This window comes from Paenibacillus sp. V4I3, assembly GCF_030817215.1.
GTDB lineage: Bacteria > Bacillota > Bacilli > Paenibacillales > NBRC-103111 > Paenibacillus_E.
Window position 1 is genome coordinate 1928252 of the sequence record NZ_JAUSZA010000001.1, and the last position, 16203, is coordinate 1944454.

General features: G+C 47.4%; 13 protein-coding genes. 5 read left to right on the plus strand and 8 right to left on the minus strand.

Going from position 1 to position 16203, the window contains the following annotated elements:
• The first annotated feature begins 28 nt into the window (after positions 1-28).
• Positions 29-871: a C40 family peptidase gene (locus QFZ77_RS08975; RefSeq protein WP_307438626.1), complete on the plus strand. Its 843-nt coding sequence runs from the start codon at positions 29-31 to the stop codon at positions 869-871.
• A 19-nt stretch (positions 872-890) separates the two neighbouring features.
• Here QFZ77_RS08975 and QFZ77_RS08980 read toward each other — a convergent pair whose 3' ends face one another.
• The 6 genes from QFZ77_RS08980 to QFZ77_RS09005 form a co-directional block, all read right to left on the minus strand.
• Positions 891-1817, minus strand: a complete 927-nt coding sequence (locus tag QFZ77_RS08980) for a polysaccharide deacetylase family protein (RefSeq protein ID WP_307438628.1) — start codon at positions 1815-1817, stop codon at positions 891-893.
• Positions 1818-1867: 50 nt separating this feature from the next.
• Positions 1868-2593 (minus strand): polysaccharide deacetylase family protein, encoded by a 726-nt coding sequence (locus QFZ77_RS08985; RefSeq protein WP_307438630.1) that lies wholly within the window; start codon positions 2591-2593, stop codon positions 1868-1870.
• 151 nt (positions 2594-2744) lie between these two features.
• A complete protein-coding gene (locus QFZ77_RS08990; protein ID WP_307438633.1) occupies positions 2745-3242 on the minus strand; it encodes a hypothetical protein in 498 nt (165 codons plus the stop codon).
• Positions 3243-3267: 25 nt separating this feature from the next.
• Positions 3268-4449 (minus strand): MGDG synthase family glycosyltransferase, encoded by a 1182-nt coding sequence (locus tag QFZ77_RS08995; RefSeq protein WP_307438635.1) that lies wholly within the window; start codon positions 4447-4449, stop codon positions 3268-3270.
• 57 nt (positions 4450-4506) lie between these two features.
• Positions 4507-5082, minus strand: a complete 576-nt coding sequence (locus QFZ77_RS09000; protein ID WP_307438636.1) for a thymidine kinase — start codon at positions 5080-5082, stop codon at positions 4507-4509.
• Positions 5083-5123: 41 nt separating this feature from the next.
• On the minus strand, positions 5124-6101 hold the full coding sequence (locus tag QFZ77_RS09005; RefSeq protein ID WP_307438637.1) for an HD domain-containing protein: 978 nt from the start codon (positions 6099-6101) through the stop codon (positions 5124-5126).
• Between the two features lie 99 nt (positions 6102-6200).
• On the opposite strand from QFZ77_RS09005, the gene QFZ77_RS09010 reads away from it, so the two are divergent.
• The 4 genes from QFZ77_RS09010 (at position 6201) to QFZ77_RS09025 (ending at position 13979) form a co-directional block, all read left to right on the plus strand.
• Positions 6201-6803, plus strand: coding sequence for a YdcF family protein (locus tag QFZ77_RS09010; RefSeq protein ID WP_307438640.1), 603 nt, complete (start codon positions 6201-6203; stop codon positions 6801-6803).
• Positions 6804-7017: 214 nt separating this feature from the next.
• A complete protein-coding gene (gene gltB, locus QFZ77_RS09015; protein ID WP_307438642.1) occupies positions 7018-11610 on the plus strand; it encodes a glutamate synthase large subunit in 4593 nt (1530 codons plus the stop codon).
• Between the two features lie 143 nt (positions 11611-11753).
• A complete protein-coding gene (locus QFZ77_RS09020) occupies positions 11754-13238 on the plus strand; it encodes a glutamate synthase subunit beta (RefSeq protein ID WP_307438644.1) in 1485 nt (494 codons plus the stop codon).
• A gap of 282 nt (positions 13239-13520) precedes the next feature.
• A complete protein-coding gene (locus QFZ77_RS09025; protein ID WP_307438646.1) occupies positions 13521-13979 on the plus strand; it encodes a hypothetical protein in 459 nt (152 codons plus the stop codon).
• Between the two features lie 69 nt (positions 13980-14048).
• On the opposite strand, the gene QFZ77_RS09030 is transcribed toward QFZ77_RS09025, so the two are convergent.
• Together QFZ77_RS09030 and QFZ77_RS09035 are read right to left on the minus strand one after the other, a co-directional pair.
• Positions 14049-14735: a response regulator transcription factor gene (locus QFZ77_RS09030; protein ID WP_307438648.1), complete on the minus strand. Its 687-nt coding sequence runs from the start codon at positions 14733-14735 to the stop codon at positions 14049-14051.
• 144 nt (positions 14736-14879) lie between these two features.
• Positions 14880-16079, minus strand: a complete 1200-nt coding sequence (locus QFZ77_RS09035) for a sensor histidine kinase (RefSeq protein ID WP_307438650.1) — start codon at positions 16077-16079, stop codon at positions 14880-14882.
• Positions 16080-16203: the final 124 nt, after the last annotated feature.

The window sequence follows — 16203 nt, forward strand, 5'->3', positions numbered from 1 at the left end:
AAACTTGCTTATCTAGAGGAGGCCACACATGCTTGCCAAAAAATATGCGATAGCCGCTCTAGTTTTTGCTTTTCTGGTATTAATCGGTTTTACCATAAAAAATCCTGAAAACATGGAATTATCGGCTGCATTCTCGAATGCTCACTCCAATAGATGGGTAGCAGCTGCCCCTATTCAGTTATCAGGACAGGATACCACTACCGATAAGGAATCTTCAGCGAAACCAAAGGCTGAAGTGAGAATGTCGGAGCAAGGGTCAGCTCCTTTCACCGGAAGTGAGGTGCAGCTGACAACTCCTGATAGCAGCGTACCTTTCGCGAAGGAGAATGAGAACGCTCTCACACAAGATCAGACCCATGATGGAGATGATCCAGTCCCAAATGCGAAGAATGTAAAGATATCCGCTGCCGAAATAGCTAAAGTAGTCGCACATTTTGAACGGCTTGCCCATTCGGATCAAAAGGAGCCGAGCTGGAAACGTAAAGCCGACCATCTCGTAGTAAAAGGATTTGGCTTCCTTGGAACCCCCTACGTATTCGGGGCGAAGTCGGACCAAACTGACTCTTTCGACTGTTCCTCCTTCTTGAGATACATCTTTATCAGTCAAGGGGTGTCGCTGCCGCGTGATTCAAGGCAGCAGAGTCAGCTAGGTACAGAAGTGTCCATCGATCAGCTGCGTGAAGGTGATCTCGTGTTTTTCACCACTCCCAAAAGAAAAAATAAAAGCGGTATCGACCGTATCGGACATGTTGCGGTGTACTTAGGTAACGGCCTTATGCTGCATACCTTCCGCCCAGGCATTGGAGTCACGATATCAGAATTGAATAGCACTTGGAGAGAGCGCTTAGTTAAGGCTAAGCGCGTTCTGTAACTCTCCCAGAAGTTCCACGTCATTCTGTCCCAAAATACTGTTCACCAACTGGAACCCGATTTGTAGACAATACATCACTTACAGTCCCTACGTGCAATCCTTTATTCTTTACAGCGGTAATCATGCCATCCAAGGCTGAACTTGCTGATCGAGTAGGATGCATGAGGATTAAGAAACCATTGTCCGCTTTTGTATTTATTTTATGAATAATGGATTGCGGGCTTGGATTTCTCCAATCAACCGTATCTAACGTCCACAACACCGTATTCAGCTTCATACTTTGAGCAACTTCTACAGTCTCTTTATCGAAATCGCCCGACGGGGGAGCAAACCATCGATTATTTACTTGCAGCTCTTGAGAGAGCAGTTTCTCGGTTTTCGAGATCTCTTGGTAAGCTTGGCTGTTGCTTAATTGGCTCATGTTTTTATGAGAATAAGCATGATTGGATAATTCATGACCGTGGTTCAGGATTTGTTTGGCCGTGGTCACATTCTTTTTAAGCCAAGATCCGTCAAGAAAGAAAGTTGTTTTCACATGATGCTTGTCCAGAGTATCGAGAATAACAGGGATATATTCATTTCCCCATGCAACATTGATCATGAAAGAAACCATAGGTTTTTGAGGGTTGCCGCGATAAATGGGGGCTGGTCCCAGCTGGTTAAGATGAATCTCCGCTGGTATTTCCTTATAAACATAATGAATAGATCTGCCGCCAAGGTTGTTCTTGTTCATTTCGTATGTCTTTTGTATATCGACTTCCAGACCATTGTAACCAGGGATAGCACCCTCAACACGATCTATTCTGGCGGATATAGGTGAGATTCGCATTTTTGGAGCTTCATTCATAATCTCGGTCATGACGGAGTCGCCAGCAGATGTTGTGAATCCGAACAAAACAGGCAGCGCACAAAGTATCAAACAATAACTTAGCTTAAAATTTGCCATCGAAAAGCACTCCATTTCAGATCTCTTTTTAGATTTAGGCATTTCTATGTCTAATGAATTTTTGCAGGGAGAGCCTTGTTATAGTTTAGAAGTTGTGAAACGGTAACTAGCTGATATCCCCTACTTTTTAATTCCGGCAAAATAATCTTCAAGGCTGCTATGGTCTGTGTAGGACCTTCAATATAGTCATGAAATAACACAATATTTCCGTTTTTCGCATTCTTTAATACACGATTTACAATTTTGTTGACCCCTGGTGTACTCCAATCCTTTGTATCCAATTGCCAACTCCACATAATCATCTTATAACCTTCTGCTCGGACAGTAGCTACAAGACTCTCGTTATAAAACCCTCCAGGTGGGCGAAACAATAGGCACCGTCTTCCTGTTGTGTCATAAATAAGTTCCTCTGTTTGATTAATTTCTTTTTTGATGTTGTTTTTTTTGCTTAGATAGGCGTGGCTATATGTATGATTAGCTATCTCATGGCCCTCGCGTATAGTTTGATTTAGAACTTCAGGATAAAGTTTTACTTTATTACCGACAACGAAAAAAGTGGCCTTAGCCTCGTACTGTTTTAGAAGTTCCAGAATCTGAGCTGTGTACTCAGGGTGAGGACCATCGTCGAACGTTAATGCAATGACTTTTTCATCGGTGGTTATTTCCCAAACGATTTCTCCGCGTGTCTCATAATAAGCTCGATCTTTCTTAGGGGTTGCATTAGCAGTAGGCTGCATCAAAAATAGACAAATACACAAAATAAAGAATATTCTCATCGTGTTCTCCTTTATACAAGTGGGTGCAAATTTATAATCTCCAATTAACCCAAACCAATTCAATATAAATTTGGCTCGATTCAGCTCTTATGGTTATTTTGAGCAAAAAAAAAGACATGTTTGCAGCAACATGTCTTTTTGCACCATCTTATTAGGCCTTCGGTTGATCACCACCATTACTTCCGTTATTGCCCCCACTCCCATTCCCGTTTCCATTAAAAAAGGTATTCGTCAATGCACGAATCTTCTCCATGAATTTCCCGTACCCATATCCAGTGAGAAACGCCACGCTGATACGAGCGGCCATCGAGTCCCCGACTTGCAGCAGCAGAATGCCGCTCTCGAATAAGACGATTGTGATAATCGCTGATCCGAAGCATAGTATCGGACGCATCAGGTACCAGTACACCCATTGTGTGGTGAGGTCATGGTAATGCTCATGAAACATGCGTAGTCCATACAGCGCCCCGCCTAGAGCTCCTGCAAATCCAAAACACGCATACTCTTGATACAGATTTACGTCAATACCGAGAAGTTTCCCCTGAACAGAGCCGCTCCCCAGCACAGCCATCATCCAGAGGCTGCCGACGAACCAGATAAGCAAATAAGTGAAGATGAACTGCTTACCGAATCGGTGAAGGGGATCCATAAATAAAACACCGCCCTATACATGGTTAATACCATTGTATGAGCGTTGTTGTTGTTGATGCCTGCATATAGGGGCGCTTCTCCGATAACTTTAAATATTGCATGATAGCTGCGGAGCAGTCTTGCGCCGTATATTTTTGATGGTTGCGGATGTCCGTTCTACGTTTAACAAGTTCGGGATACTGTTCAAGCAGCAATTTGAACCAGTGATCTATCATCTCTAGCGAAATAATTTTCTGACCATAACCCTGTTCCTGAAAATAGTCGCAGTTCTTCTCTTCTTGACCTGGAATTGGGCTGTAGAACAGCATCGGAATGCCTTTGGCCATCGCTTCTGTACAGGTCATCCCGCCAGGCTTTGTAATGAGCAGATCGGAGATGTCCATCAGCTTGTTAATCTCACTAGTGTAACCGATTAGATGTACGTTAGGCTGCCGGAACACGTCTTCCTCGAGTAGTTGTTGACGCGCTTTTTCATTCGTCCCCAAGCAGATTAGAAGCTGGATATCCTTGCTCCAGCTTGCCAAGTACGTCAGCAGTTCTTCCTTTTCTTCCTTTTTAAATACACCCCAACCACCGCCCATGACCATAACTGTGGGCATTGCTTTTAGACCAAATTCTTGGCGAATCTGCTCTTTGCTATGTTCCAACCGGAAATTAGGATGTACAGGAATCCCCGTGACTTCAACATGCGTTTCCGGCACGCCGCGGGCTATCAAGCGTTCTCTCACCAATGGTGTTGAAACCAAATATTTGTCCACTGCTGGATCAATCCACGTGCCATGAATGTCATAATCGGTGATGACGGTGAAGAGTGGAACAGCAAGTCCAGCTCTTTTCAGACGAGAGACAATGATGCTCGGAAAAGGATGTGTGCAAACGATGATATCTGGTTTTAGCTGCTTGATGATTGCTTTCGTTTGGGAGTAGAAAATACGATGCAGAAAAAGCGCTGCAACGCGGTTAGGCGACTTTTCATATTGATTACGGTAAAGCATACCATAGAGTTTAGGTTGTGATGTAACCGTGCGGCGGTATGCCGAAAAGATCCAAGGTGCTAAGGTAGGATGCAAAAAAGCGCCAAGTTCGATCACGCGTGTGATAATTTCAGATGAACTTTGTCTTAGCTCCACTGAAAGCGCGTGAGCCGCTTGCGTATGACCTTTCCCGAAGCCCTCGGATAAGAGCAAAATCCGTTTTTTTCGCAAGGAACTCACCTTTCTTAATAAAACCATATCTTTGTGACCTATAGATAGGTATAGCCTTTAAATTTGTGAAGACTTCCGTTTAGATGCATAACATTTACGACACACAGGTACATAGCTTTCATTACCGCCAATTTGAATCTGTTCGCCGTGGAAGATCGGCACCCCGTCTTTGCAGCGCATATTCATAATCGCTTTTTTGTCGCAATACCAGCAGACGGTTTTGATCTCCTCAATCGTGTCAGCTACAGCTAATAAGGCATCGCTTCCTTCGAATAATTTCCCCATGAAATCAGCCCTGAGCCCATAAGCAATAACGGGAATATCCAATTCGTCCACAATTTCAATTAATTGAGCAACCTGCTCTTTATTCAAAAACTGCGCTTCGTCAACCAAAATGCAGTTTGGGCGTTCTCTACTCGCGAGTGCAATCATATCCAAGTTCTTGTCGACGACGGTAGCGACCTTTTGCATGCCGATTCTGGAAACGACTTTGCCAACCCCGAAACGATCATCTACGACGGACGTGAGAAGCAGTACTTTCTTTCCTTGTTCTTCATAATTATGAGCGACTCGTAAAACTTCAATTGATTTACCACTGTTCATTGTTCCGTAACGGAAATACAATTTTGCCAAGCTGGGCCATTCCCCTCTGCGGATGAAATAAATGTAAGTATTTAAATGGTAAAAAAGTAAGTGGCTGTCATGCTATCGAGCTCTGCCAGTTTGACGGCGGATTGAAAGCTTGCTTCTGAGGCGAGCTTATCGCCGATAAGTGGCTGTTTCTTGTAAAGCTTTCGAATTTTGACTTCTATACTGCCTGGAACAGGCTCCCCTGTGATTTGAATCCGTTGGGGCTCGTACATCAGCACATGAATGATTTCCCGGGAAGTCGCATTATTGCTCTGCAAAAGCTCCTGGATCAATTCGTGATCCATAAGGGAAGGAATACGTTCTTTCATACCAGGGTTTGACTCGCAGTGATGAGCAGCGGCCTTGGCCAGCAGAGCATCCATCGCGAGAAACTGTGGGTTCAGAAAGAGTCGATGATCTTCGACAACCGCATGAACGAGCGCAGCAGCCGTATCTTCGTCAGCTTCCACATAATGACCGCGTAAGCGAAGCCCTTTGACAATCTCAGAGGGTGGCCGTACTTGTTGTCCGGCATAATAAGTATCTCTCAGAAAGCTATCCAGATGATCGAGCCCGAGCAGCGTTGTTTTATTCGTAAGAGGGCTGTCTTGATTCAAAATATCCACAATCGACGGTGGCGAAATGCCGTGCTTGATAAGAATATCAGCAACGACGCCATGCCTAATCAATTGCTCAGTCTGCTGATGATGATCGTACCCAAGTGTTCTCTCAACCGCATGGGAGAAAGGCAAGTGTCCAATATCATGTAGAAGCGCAGCAATACGCAAATGAGGTTCATCTGGGCAAAAGTGAGCCATCAATGACCAGACGCCTACGGTATGTTCAAAACGGGAATGTGTCATCGGTGAAAAAAGCGCAGATGCCCCGAAGTGATGTAGAAACTTCAGACGGCGCAGCGGCTGCGACCGGAAAAGCTCAACTTCAATCGGATGGGCCTTCATTTGCCATTGATAGAGAGGCTCCCAGATCGTTCCGGTTGAAAAAGTATGCTGTATACTCAAAACAGAGTTCCTCCTAGGCTGTGGAATCTGGATGTATGTTCATTGCAGCGGTATAAGCTATCATAGCATGAAACATAGAAAGTTTGCTATCATGGGGCTATGAAAAAGAAACTCAAAACTTGGCTTTGGATACTCGTCGCATTGTTCCTAATCATCCTGATTTACTTTTCTTTAATGAGTTGGAAAGTTAACTATACTTGGAAACATTCCCATGGAACTCCCAGTGATTGTATCATTATTCTAGGTGCTGCGGTATGGGATGGCAAGCCGAGTCCGGCTTTGCGTGAACGATTAGATATTGCGGTGGAGGCTTACAGCAGCGGATTAGCTCCGAAGATTATTGCCAGTGGGGGGATAGGCGGCAGTGAACCCTCCGAAGCTGAAACGATGAAACGGTATTTATTGGAGAAAGGAGTACCGGAGCGGGCCATCCTTTTAGAGGAGAAGTCACGAAGCACGATGGAGAATTTACAGAACAGTCAGGCGATTATGATGGAAAAAGGATATCGGACAGCGGTGATTGTAACGCATGGCTTCCATGCTTATCGGGCATCTCTGATGGCGGGAAGCCTGGGAATGACATCGACGATCGAGCCGGTTCAGATTCGTCCGCTTTCATTGACGTATTACACGTTAAGGGAGTGTGCAGGCATTGCTATTTTCACGCTGGAATCTATTATAATGAAACCCTTTTCATATTAATTATTTTTAAATTGAACTATAAGATATCAAGTGTTAATATAATATAAAAAATATTGAGAATATTTCATCTAATTAATTTGCGGTTTTGATGGAATAGGCATTCGCGTGTCATCACTTTTTAGCGCTTTAACGCGTGCGTCCAAGGGTAAACGACTCCGTCGTCCAATAAGGACGAAGAGTACAACCAAAAACGAGGGAAGAAAGGTTGCACAACATGACTAAAATTGGATTACCTCCCAAACAGGGATTGTACGATCCGGGGTTTGAGCATGATGCGTGCGGTATTGGCTTTGTTGCCAATATCAAAGGTGTCAAATCACATGAAATCGTCAAACAGGCGCTTCGTGTCCTTTGTAATTTAGATCATCGCGGTGGTCAAGGCAGTGAACCGAATACGGGTGACGGGGCAGGCTTATTGATGCAAATCCCGGATACGTATCTTCAGTCCGCTTGTGAAGAGGAGAATATTAAGCTCCCTGCTGCTGGCAGCTATGGGGTCGGTATGGTTTATTTACCTCAGGATTTGGAGGCGCGCCAAGCATGTGAGAGTATAATTGAGCGAATTGTCAAACAAGAAGGGCAGCAGTTCCTCGGATGGAGAACCGTTCCAACGGACAACAGTTCTTTGGGAGATTCCGCCAAGTCAGCAGAGCCGTTTGTACGCCAAGTCTTTATCGGTCAAAGTGAAGACGTTACGAGCAACTTGGATTTTGAGCGTAAGCTATATATCATTCGTAAGCTATCTGAAAACGCTATCAAATTATCTCATCGTGAATCGCAATTTTACTATTCTAGCTTGTCTAGCAGAACGATTGTATATAAAGGAATGTTAACGCCTGCGCAAGTGGATGCTTATTACATTGAATTGCAAGATGAGAAAGTAGACTCCGCACTCGCACTCGTTCACTCTCGCTTTAGTACGAACACGTTCCCGAGCTGGGAACGTGCACATCCGTACCGCTATTTGATTCATAATGGTGAAATTAATACCCTGCGTGGCAATGTGAACTGGATGCATGCCCGTCAGGCTATGTGCGAAACCGAATTATTCGGCGAAGATTTCAAACGCATTCTTCCTGTTATTGATACTGATGGTTCCGATTCACAAATGTTTGATAATACATTAGAATTCCTCATGCTTTCCGGACGTTCGCTGCCGCATGCAGCGATGATGATGGTGCCAGAACCTTGGTCCAAACACGAAACGATGGATGATGAGAAAAAGGCTTTCTACGAGTACCACAGTACACTGATGGAGCCGTGGGATGGTCCAGCAGCCATTGCTTTCACAGATGGCAGTCAAATTGGAGCAATTCTTGACCGCAATGGCTTGCGTCCATCGCGTTACTATGTAACTACTGATGATTTCATTGTTCTGGCTTCTGAAGTAGGTGTTTTGGATATTGAACCGGAGCGCATTTTGTACAAAGATCGTCTCAGACCGGGACGTATGCTGCTTGTTGATACAGTAGAAGGCCGCATCGTGACTGATGAGGAAATCAAAAGCCGCATCGCTGGCGAAGAGCCTTACCGCGATTGGCTGAACGAGCACCTTGTTTCCCTTGAAGACTTGGAAGATGCGCCAATCGTGCTCGGTTCCGACTATGACACGGTACTGCAGCGTCAGCATGCATTCGGCTATACATTCGAACAACTGCGTAAGACACTGGAGCCAATGGCCAAAACGGGTGTAGACCCCATTGGTTCAATGGGTACGGATGCACCGCTTGCCGTGCTTTCCGATCGACCGCAGCTGTTATATAACTATTTTAAGCAATTGTTTGCGCAGGTTACCAACCCGCCGATCGATGCGAACTTCGAAGAAATTATTACAGCTCAAGGCACTACAATTGGTCCTGAGCGTAATCTGATTAACCCTGAACCGGAGAGCTGTCGACAAATACGTTTGCAATCGCCATTCCTCACCAATGAAGAGCTGGCGAAGCTGCGTCATATTAAGCGCGATGGCTTCAAAACAGTTACCTTGCCTACACTATTCGAGGCGGCCGAAGGCACAGAGGGTCTGGAAAGTGCGATGCAAGCTCTTTATACTGCGGCTGATCAAGCCATTGTGGAAGGCGCTTCGCTAATCATTCTTTCAGACCGCGGTGTGGATAGCCGTAAGGCACCGATTCCAGCGCTGCTTGCGACTTCGGGTCTGCATCACCATTTGATTCGCCAAGGCACACGGACCAAAGTCAGCTTGCTTGTAGAGTCGGGCGAACCGCGTGAAGTGCACCATTTTGCTTTGCTGCTTGGTTATGGCGCAGGGGCTATTAACCCGTATCTCGCGTTGGAAACGTTAGACGACATGATAGGGCGCAAGCAGCTAGTTGGCGTTGATATTGAGAAAGCGACATATAACTACATTAAAGCGGTGACGAAGGGCGTTGTTAAAGTCCTGGCGAAAATGGGTATTTCCACGATCCAGAGTTATCGTGGGGCGCAAATTTTCGAAGCGATTGGACTTAGCCAAGAGCTCATCGATTCGTATTTCACATGGACCTACACACCTGTTGGCGGTATTGGTATCGATATTGTGGCTAAGGAAGCTTTGATCCGCCACAACCGCGCTTTCTCCGAGCAAGAAGGACGTGATAAAGTGCTCGATACCGGCGGTGACTTGCAATGGCGCAGAGATGGAGAAGATCATCTCTATACCCCAGAAACGGTGCATGCCTTACAATCAGCCGTTCGTACGAACAACTTTGCGATGTACAAGAATTTCTCGAAGCTCATCAAACGTGAGGATGAGAAATATATGGCTCTGCGAGGGCTTCTGAGCTTCAAGGAAGGCCGACAACCGATCCCGATCGAAGAAGTGGAGCCGATCGAGTCGATCTTTAAGCGCTTCAAGACGGGAGCCATGTCCTATGGCTCCATCAGTAAAGAAGCGCATGAAACGATTGCGATTGCGATGAACCGCATCGGCGGCAAGAGCAACACCGGCGAGGGCGGCGAGCATCCGGAGCGCTTCACGCCGGATGCGAACGGCGACCTTCGCCGCAGCGCAATCAAGCAGGTGGCGTCCGGCCGCTTCGGCGTCACAAGCCACTATCTCGTCAATGCTGACGAGATTCAGATCAAGATGGCGCAGGGCGCGAAGCCCGGCGAGGGCGGTCAGCTCCCGGGAACCAAGGTGTACCCTTGGGTTGCTGAGGTTCGCGGCGTTACGCCAGGCGTAGGCTTAATCTCACCGCCGCCGCATCACGATATTTATTCGATCGAGGATCTGGCTGAGCTGATCCACGATCTCAAGAATGCCAACCCGCGGGCACGGATCAGCGTAAAGCTGGTATCCGAAGTCGGTGTTGGCACCATCGCTGCCGGCGTAGCCAAAGGGAAAGCGGACGTTGTCCTGATCTCCGGCTACGACGGAGGAACAGGCGCGTCGCCGCAGACGAGTATTCGTCATGCGGGACTGCCGTGGGAGCTCGGTCTGGCGGAGACGCATCAGACGCTCGTGCTCAACAACCTGCGCAGCCGTATCGTCGTCGAGACAGACGGCAAGCTGATGACAGGGCGCGACGTTGTCGTAGCTGCCCTACTTGGGGCTGAGGAGTTCGGCTTCGCTACAACTCCGCTCATTACAATTGGCTGCGTGATGATGCGCGTGTGCCATCTGGATACCTGTCCGGTTGGCGTTGCTACGCAAAATCCGGAGCTTCGCAAGAAATTTGCCGGGGACCCGCAGCATGTGGTCAATTTCATGACCTTCATCGCACAGGATGTGCGTGAGATGATGGCTGAGCTTGGCTTCCGCACCATCGAAGAGATGGTCGGACGCACAGATGTGCTTGAGTCTAAGCAAGCTGTCGAGCATTGGAAAGCTAAGGGCGTCGACTTATCGCCGCTTTTGCACCAACCAGAGATGGGCGAGCATGTAGGCCGTTTCTGCCAAATGGAGCAGGATCATGGTTTGGATCGCTCTTTGGACGTAACGAAGCTGCTCTCTATTTGTGAGCCTGCTATTGAGCGCAAGGAGCATGTGCATGCCATCCTGCCAATTAAGAACGTCAATCGTGTTGTCGGAACGATTGTAGGTAGTGAAGTTACACGTCGTCATGGCGTGGACGGCTTACCTCACGATACAATCCGCCTCCATTTTAATGGGTCTGCTGGACAAAGCTTCGGTGCTTTCGTACCAAAAGGGATCACACTTTCGTTGGAAGGCGATGCCAATGACTACGTTGGTAAAGGATTATCTGGTGGTAAGTTGGCGATCTTCCCTTCCAGCAAGTCAAACTTTGTTCCCGAAGACAACGTGATTATTGGAAATACCGCATTCTATGGCGCAACCGACGGGGATGCTTACATCCGGGGTATTGCAGGCGAGCGTTTCTGCGTAAGAAACAGCGGCGTGCGAGCGGTTGTCGAAGGTGTAGGCGACCATGGTTGTGAATATATGACGGGCGGACGTGTTGTTGTTCTGGGTTCTACGGGACGCAACTTCGCAGCTGGTATGTCGGGCGGTATCGCCTATGTGTTGGATGAGAAGGGTGACTTTTCAAGTAAGGTGAACAAAGAAATGGTTTACCTAGAGCAGCTGGAAGAAACGTATGAAATGAACGAACTGAAAACGATGATTCAGCATCATGCCACATTTACGGATAGCAGCGTTGCCCACCAAGTTATTCAGCACTGGGATGAGTACGTTTGGAAGTTCGTGAAGGTTATACCGAAGGACTACAAACGGATGTTTGATGCTATCGAGAAGGTGAAACGCTCTGGATTAAGCCAACAAGAAGCCGTCATGGTTGCTTTCGAGGCGAATATGAGGGACGTTTCACGTGTCGGTGGAAATTAACGAATCAGATCAGATGCTATGAAGTAAGTTTTGCTTATGCAAAACATGTGATGCTTCCGATGCCAGTTTTTCTGGCGAAAAACTCAGCACATGCTTACGAAGTAAGTTTTCTCGCGAAAACTCTCAGGAGGGATTAAACGTAAATGGGTAAACCAACTGGTTTTATAGAACATAGTCGTGAAGTGGCAACTGAAGCTGCTCCTCTAGTCCGAATTGGACATTGGAAGGAATTTGCGACGCCGCTGACTGAAGATAAATTGCAGACGCAAGGGTCTAGATGTATGGACTGTGGGATTCCATTCTGTCACACAGGGGCGCTGATCAGCGGCATGGCTGCTGGTTGCCCGGTTAATAACCTCATTCCGGAATGGAATGATTTGGTGTACCGCGGTCAATGGAGAGAAGCTCTGGATCGTCTGCATAAGACAAACAACTTCCCTGAGTTCACGGGACGCGTTTGCCCGGCGCCATGTGAAGGTTCGTGTACGGTAGGTCTGAAGGATACACCGGTTACGATCAAAAGCATCGAGAAAGCCATTATTGATAAAGGCTTCGATGAAGGCTGGATTACACCTGAGCCTCCGGAAGTACGCACAGGTAAAAAGGTAGCTGTCGTAGGTTCGGGTCCATCCGGACTCGCTGCAGCAGCGCAGCTGAACAAAGCCGGACACTGGGTAACCGTGTTCGAGCGTGCAGACCGCGTGGGCGGACTGCTCATGTACGGTATTCCGAATATGAAGCTCGACAAGAAGTACGTTCAGCGTCGTGTGGACCTGCTTGAAGCCGAGGGCATCACGTTCATTACCGGCGCTCATGTCGGTGTGAACTATCCGATTGAGAAGCTTCAAGAGGAGTTCGATGCCATCGTTCTTTGCGGTGGTGCAACGAAAGGCCGCGATCTTCCGATCGAGGGTCGTGAGCTAAGCGGCGTCCACTTGGCCATGGAATTCCTGAGCAAGAACACGAAGAGCTTGCTGGATTCCGAGCACGCTGACGGTGAGTTCATTTCCGCCGAAGGTAAGGATGTTATCGTCATCGGCGGCGGCGACACGGGTACGGACTGCGTGGGCACATCTTTGCGTCACAAAGCGAAGAGTGTTACGCAATTTGAGATTATGCCGAAGTCGCCGGACACTCGTCCTGCGAACAATCCTTGGCCGGAATGGCCAAAAGTCCACAAAGTGGACTACGGTCAACAAGAAGCGGCTGCGGTGCAAGGCGAAGATCCGCGCCAATACTTAATCAACACGAAGAAATTCGTGGGGGATGAGAATGGCAACTTGAAGGAGCTGCACACAGTGCTCATCGAGTGGCAGAAGAACGAGAAGGGCCAATTCGTTCCAGTGGAAGTTCCGGGCAGCGAGAAAGTATATCCAGCTCAGCTGGTACTGATCGCGATGGGCTTCACAGGACCGGAGAACACGGTGCTGGATCAACTCGGCGTCGTCAAAGACGAGCGCTCAAACGCAAAAGCGGACTACGGTAAGTTTGCGACGAGCGTGGATGGTGTTTTTGCTGCCGGTGACATGCGTCGTGGGCAAAGCCTCGTAGTTTGGGCGATCAACGAAGGTCGCGCAGCGGCTCGTGAAGTTGATCGTTACTTGATGGGATCGTCGAATTTACCATAAAGATGCGGAAAAGGAAGAAACCCTTGGTTTGGGTTTCTTCCTTTTTGTTTGTATTCATTTTTCACCGTATTTGGCGGAAATAGAGTTGTGGGGGATTTATCCGCTGTTTTCCGAGCTTACTTCGAATCGAGGCATTGGCCAAAGATTCTATTTGCATGTTTGATGTACGCCTAACCCACAGAATCAAAAGGTGAACAATTCATACACATCATGTACAATAGAAGGAGCAGGTAATCGCGCGATGCTGCGGAAGCCTAGTATGTACGGATTGGAGGGGAGCACATGAAGAAAAAGGATCTCATTACGCCGGCGGAACTGCATGCACTGCTAGCAGAGAATGGAGAGGACCTTCAGGAGTTTGAAATGGACAAACCCATCGGTACACAGCATTTTCATTCTCTGCAAAAAGCAGTTGTGCTCCTCTCCCAGCAGGTAGCTGATCTTCAAACACAGCTTCATGCGCATTTTGAACTCCAGAACAAACAGCAAGAACAACTGCTGCGACAATTTAAATATCAAATTGAACATAAGCTCCATGAGCAGTTGACGAATGGGATCGTGGTACTGCAGCAGCCGACGGACATGGATGCCGAAGTTTTGCATAAGGAATCCCAACAGTTTACGCTCTATTCAGATGAACTGCCTGAACGGGTTAATGAGGAGCCGACATATTCCAGGGTGAAAAGCTACAGAAAGATTCGGAAACGAAAAAAGTCGTTACTGGAGAAGCTTTTCGGATAGTTGAAAAGGACAAAAGACCGCATCTTCCTAGCCGAAGAGCGGTCTTTCCGTTTTAGTGCAGCTGGAAATCTATAGCATCCCTTCCTCATGAGCCTTCTTGGATGCTTGCACGCGGTCTCGGACGTCCATTTTCGAGTATATGCTGGAAATATAGTTCTTCACGGTGCCTTCGGACAAGAACAGCTTTTCGGCAATTTCTCTGTTATTGAGGCCATCGGCGATACAGTGCAGTACTTGCACTTCGCGCTCACTGAGTCCATAAGTATCGGCCCGAACCTGCTCTTCCACAGCTTTGACTCCGGCACCCTGCGATGTGTGATCTGAAGCGCCTCTTGCTTCCTTGACGAGCATTCTGGCGATATCTTGCGGGATGAGTGTGCCGCCTTGATGCACCCATTTGATGCCGGCCGCCAGATCCTTCGGATGAATGGCTTTGAGCAAATAGCCTTCAGCTCCCGCTCCTAGGGCATCAACGACATAGCTGATTTCCTGGAAGGTAGTCAGGATGATGACACGAATCTGAGGCCATGCGGCCTTGATTTGGCGGGTCGCTTCAACGCCGTCCATGACAGGCATATGAATGTCCATGAGTACAACGTCAGGCTGCTGTTCTTCGCACTGCTTTAGAGCAATGTGACCATTCTCAGCCAAGCCGACGACATGAATATCCGGATCCATATCAAGTACGATGTGTAAGCTTTCTCTTATTAAATCCTGATCATCGACCAGGAGAAGTTTAAGCGGGGTCGTGTTCATGCTGGGTCCTCCTTAGAGTTTTTCGCCAGAAAAACTGGCATCGTAAGCGCTACTTGAGTTTTTCGCCAGAAAAAACTGGCATCGTAAGCGCTGCTTATGTTTGTATCCACATTGTACCATTCGGTGCTTCCAACGGGAAAGGATTTAGAAAGTCGGCGAGCGTTTGGCAGGAATGGAACAATGGACGACAGTACCCTGACCTAATGTGGAGCTTACCTGCAGCGTACCCTGCAAAGCAAATATGCGTTCCTGCATGGCGTTGATACCAAAGCCAACTTTCAACTGCTCCGTACCGATGCCATCGTCCTCAATGCGAATGTCGACTAAACCGTCGGAGTAAGTTAGTGTAACTTCAACGGTGGAAGCCCTGCCATGCCGTTTGGCATTGGTTAGTGATTCCTGCAGACAGCGAATGAGCGAAAGTTTGGTTTGTTTTGGAATTTCGAATTCCTCACCTACGGTCGTGAATCGGATTTGGGTTCCGGTATGAAGGGCAAATTCGTTGGCCAGTCTCGTCAATTGTTGGGAGAGCAGCATATCGCCTTCGGGAACCATCTGATGAATGCTGCGGCGTACTTCTTCAAGTCCATTGCGGGTTACACTACGCAGGACATCCAGCTTTTCTTTGGCTTTGTCTGGTGCAGTTTCGATCAGGTAGGACACAGCGTCCATCCCCATGATGACGGAAGTAAACGTATGACCCACTGTATCGTGTAATTCACGTGCCATCCGATTGCGCTCCTCAAGCAGCGTAAGCTGTTCGATCTGGTTGGCGTACTGCTCTAATGCGTTATTTTGCTCATGGATTAAATGATACTGACGTTGGTTCTCGGCTAATAGCTTTTCGGTCTTCTCATTCGAAGTCACAACCCGTTGTAAGCTAAGGCCAATGGCAAAGAACAGCACAGCATTTAAGATAATGCTAAATAATTGGCCAACCCCCATCCCGCTGTGTAGGATGAAAAAATACTCAACAGGCATAGCCACCATAAATATGGGAGCGGTCCACCAAGCATTTTTTCGGTCGGTAAGGAATCCAATGACCATTAATGGGCAATTAATAGTAAGGTATGCATCCTGCTGCATCCATGAAAGATAGATTTGTAGAGGAATACCTGTCAGCAGCACAGCAATCGGATAGAAAGTTGAGTTGATGTAGTCCGGTCTCCAGAATAGAAATGGAACGCCATAGGACAGGAGGATGGCCAATATCGTTTTAATTGTGGTAGTTAGTTCATGCTCATGCATATGCAGAAGCGCATAAAGTAGGCCAAGCAGCGAAGAACCGGTCAAGACGATAAACAGGGACCACTCTACACCATGCCAAGGTCTTCTTTGAATCATAAAAGGACTCCTTCACACAAGATCTTATATGATCATTGTACATAAAATTAGGAAAAAGCCATAGTGAGCACAGTCATATAGGTTAGGTGATGATTTGTGACCTTTCTCTATGACTATTCTTTGG

Bases quoted from the DNA above. Each gene is read 5' to 3' on its own strand.
- QFZ77_RS08975 (WP_307438626.1), top strand. From the start codon at position 29: ATGCTTGCCAAAAAATATGCGATAGCCGCTCTAGTTTTTGCTTTTCTG.
- QFZ77_RS08980 (WP_307438628.1), bottom strand. From the start codon at position 1,817: ATGGCAAATTTTAAGCTAAGTTATTGTTTGATACTTTGTGCGCTGCCT.
- QFZ77_RS08985 (WP_307438630.1), bottom strand. From the start codon at position 2,593: ATGAGAATATTCTTTATTTTGTGTATTTGTCTATTTTTGATGCAGCCT.
- QFZ77_RS08990 (WP_307438633.1), bottom strand. From the start codon at position 3,242: ATGGATCCCCTTCACCGATTCGGTAAGCAGTTCATCTTCACTTATTTG.
- QFZ77_RS09010 (WP_307438640.1), top strand. From the start codon at position 6,201: ATGAAAAAGAAACTCAAAACTTGGCTTTGGATACTCGTCGCATTGTTC.
- gltB (WP_307438642.1), top strand. From the start codon at position 7,018: ATGACTAAAATTGGATTACCTCCCAAACAGGGATTGTACGATCCGGGG.
- QFZ77_RS09020 (WP_307438644.1), top strand. From the start codon at position 11,754: ATGGGTAAACCAACTGGTTTTATAGAACATAGTCGTGAAGTGGCAACT.
- QFZ77_RS09025 (WP_307438646.1), top strand. From the start codon at position 13,521: ATGAAGAAAAAGGATCTCATTACGCCGGCGGAACTGCATGCACTGCTA.
- QFZ77_RS09030 (WP_307438648.1), bottom strand. From the start codon at position 14,735: ATGAACACGACCCCGCTTAAACTTCTCCTGGTCGATGATCAGGATTTA.
- QFZ77_RS09035 (WP_307438650.1), bottom strand. From the start codon at position 16,079: ATGATTCAAAGAAGACCTTGGCATGGTGTAGAGTGGTCCCTGTTTATC.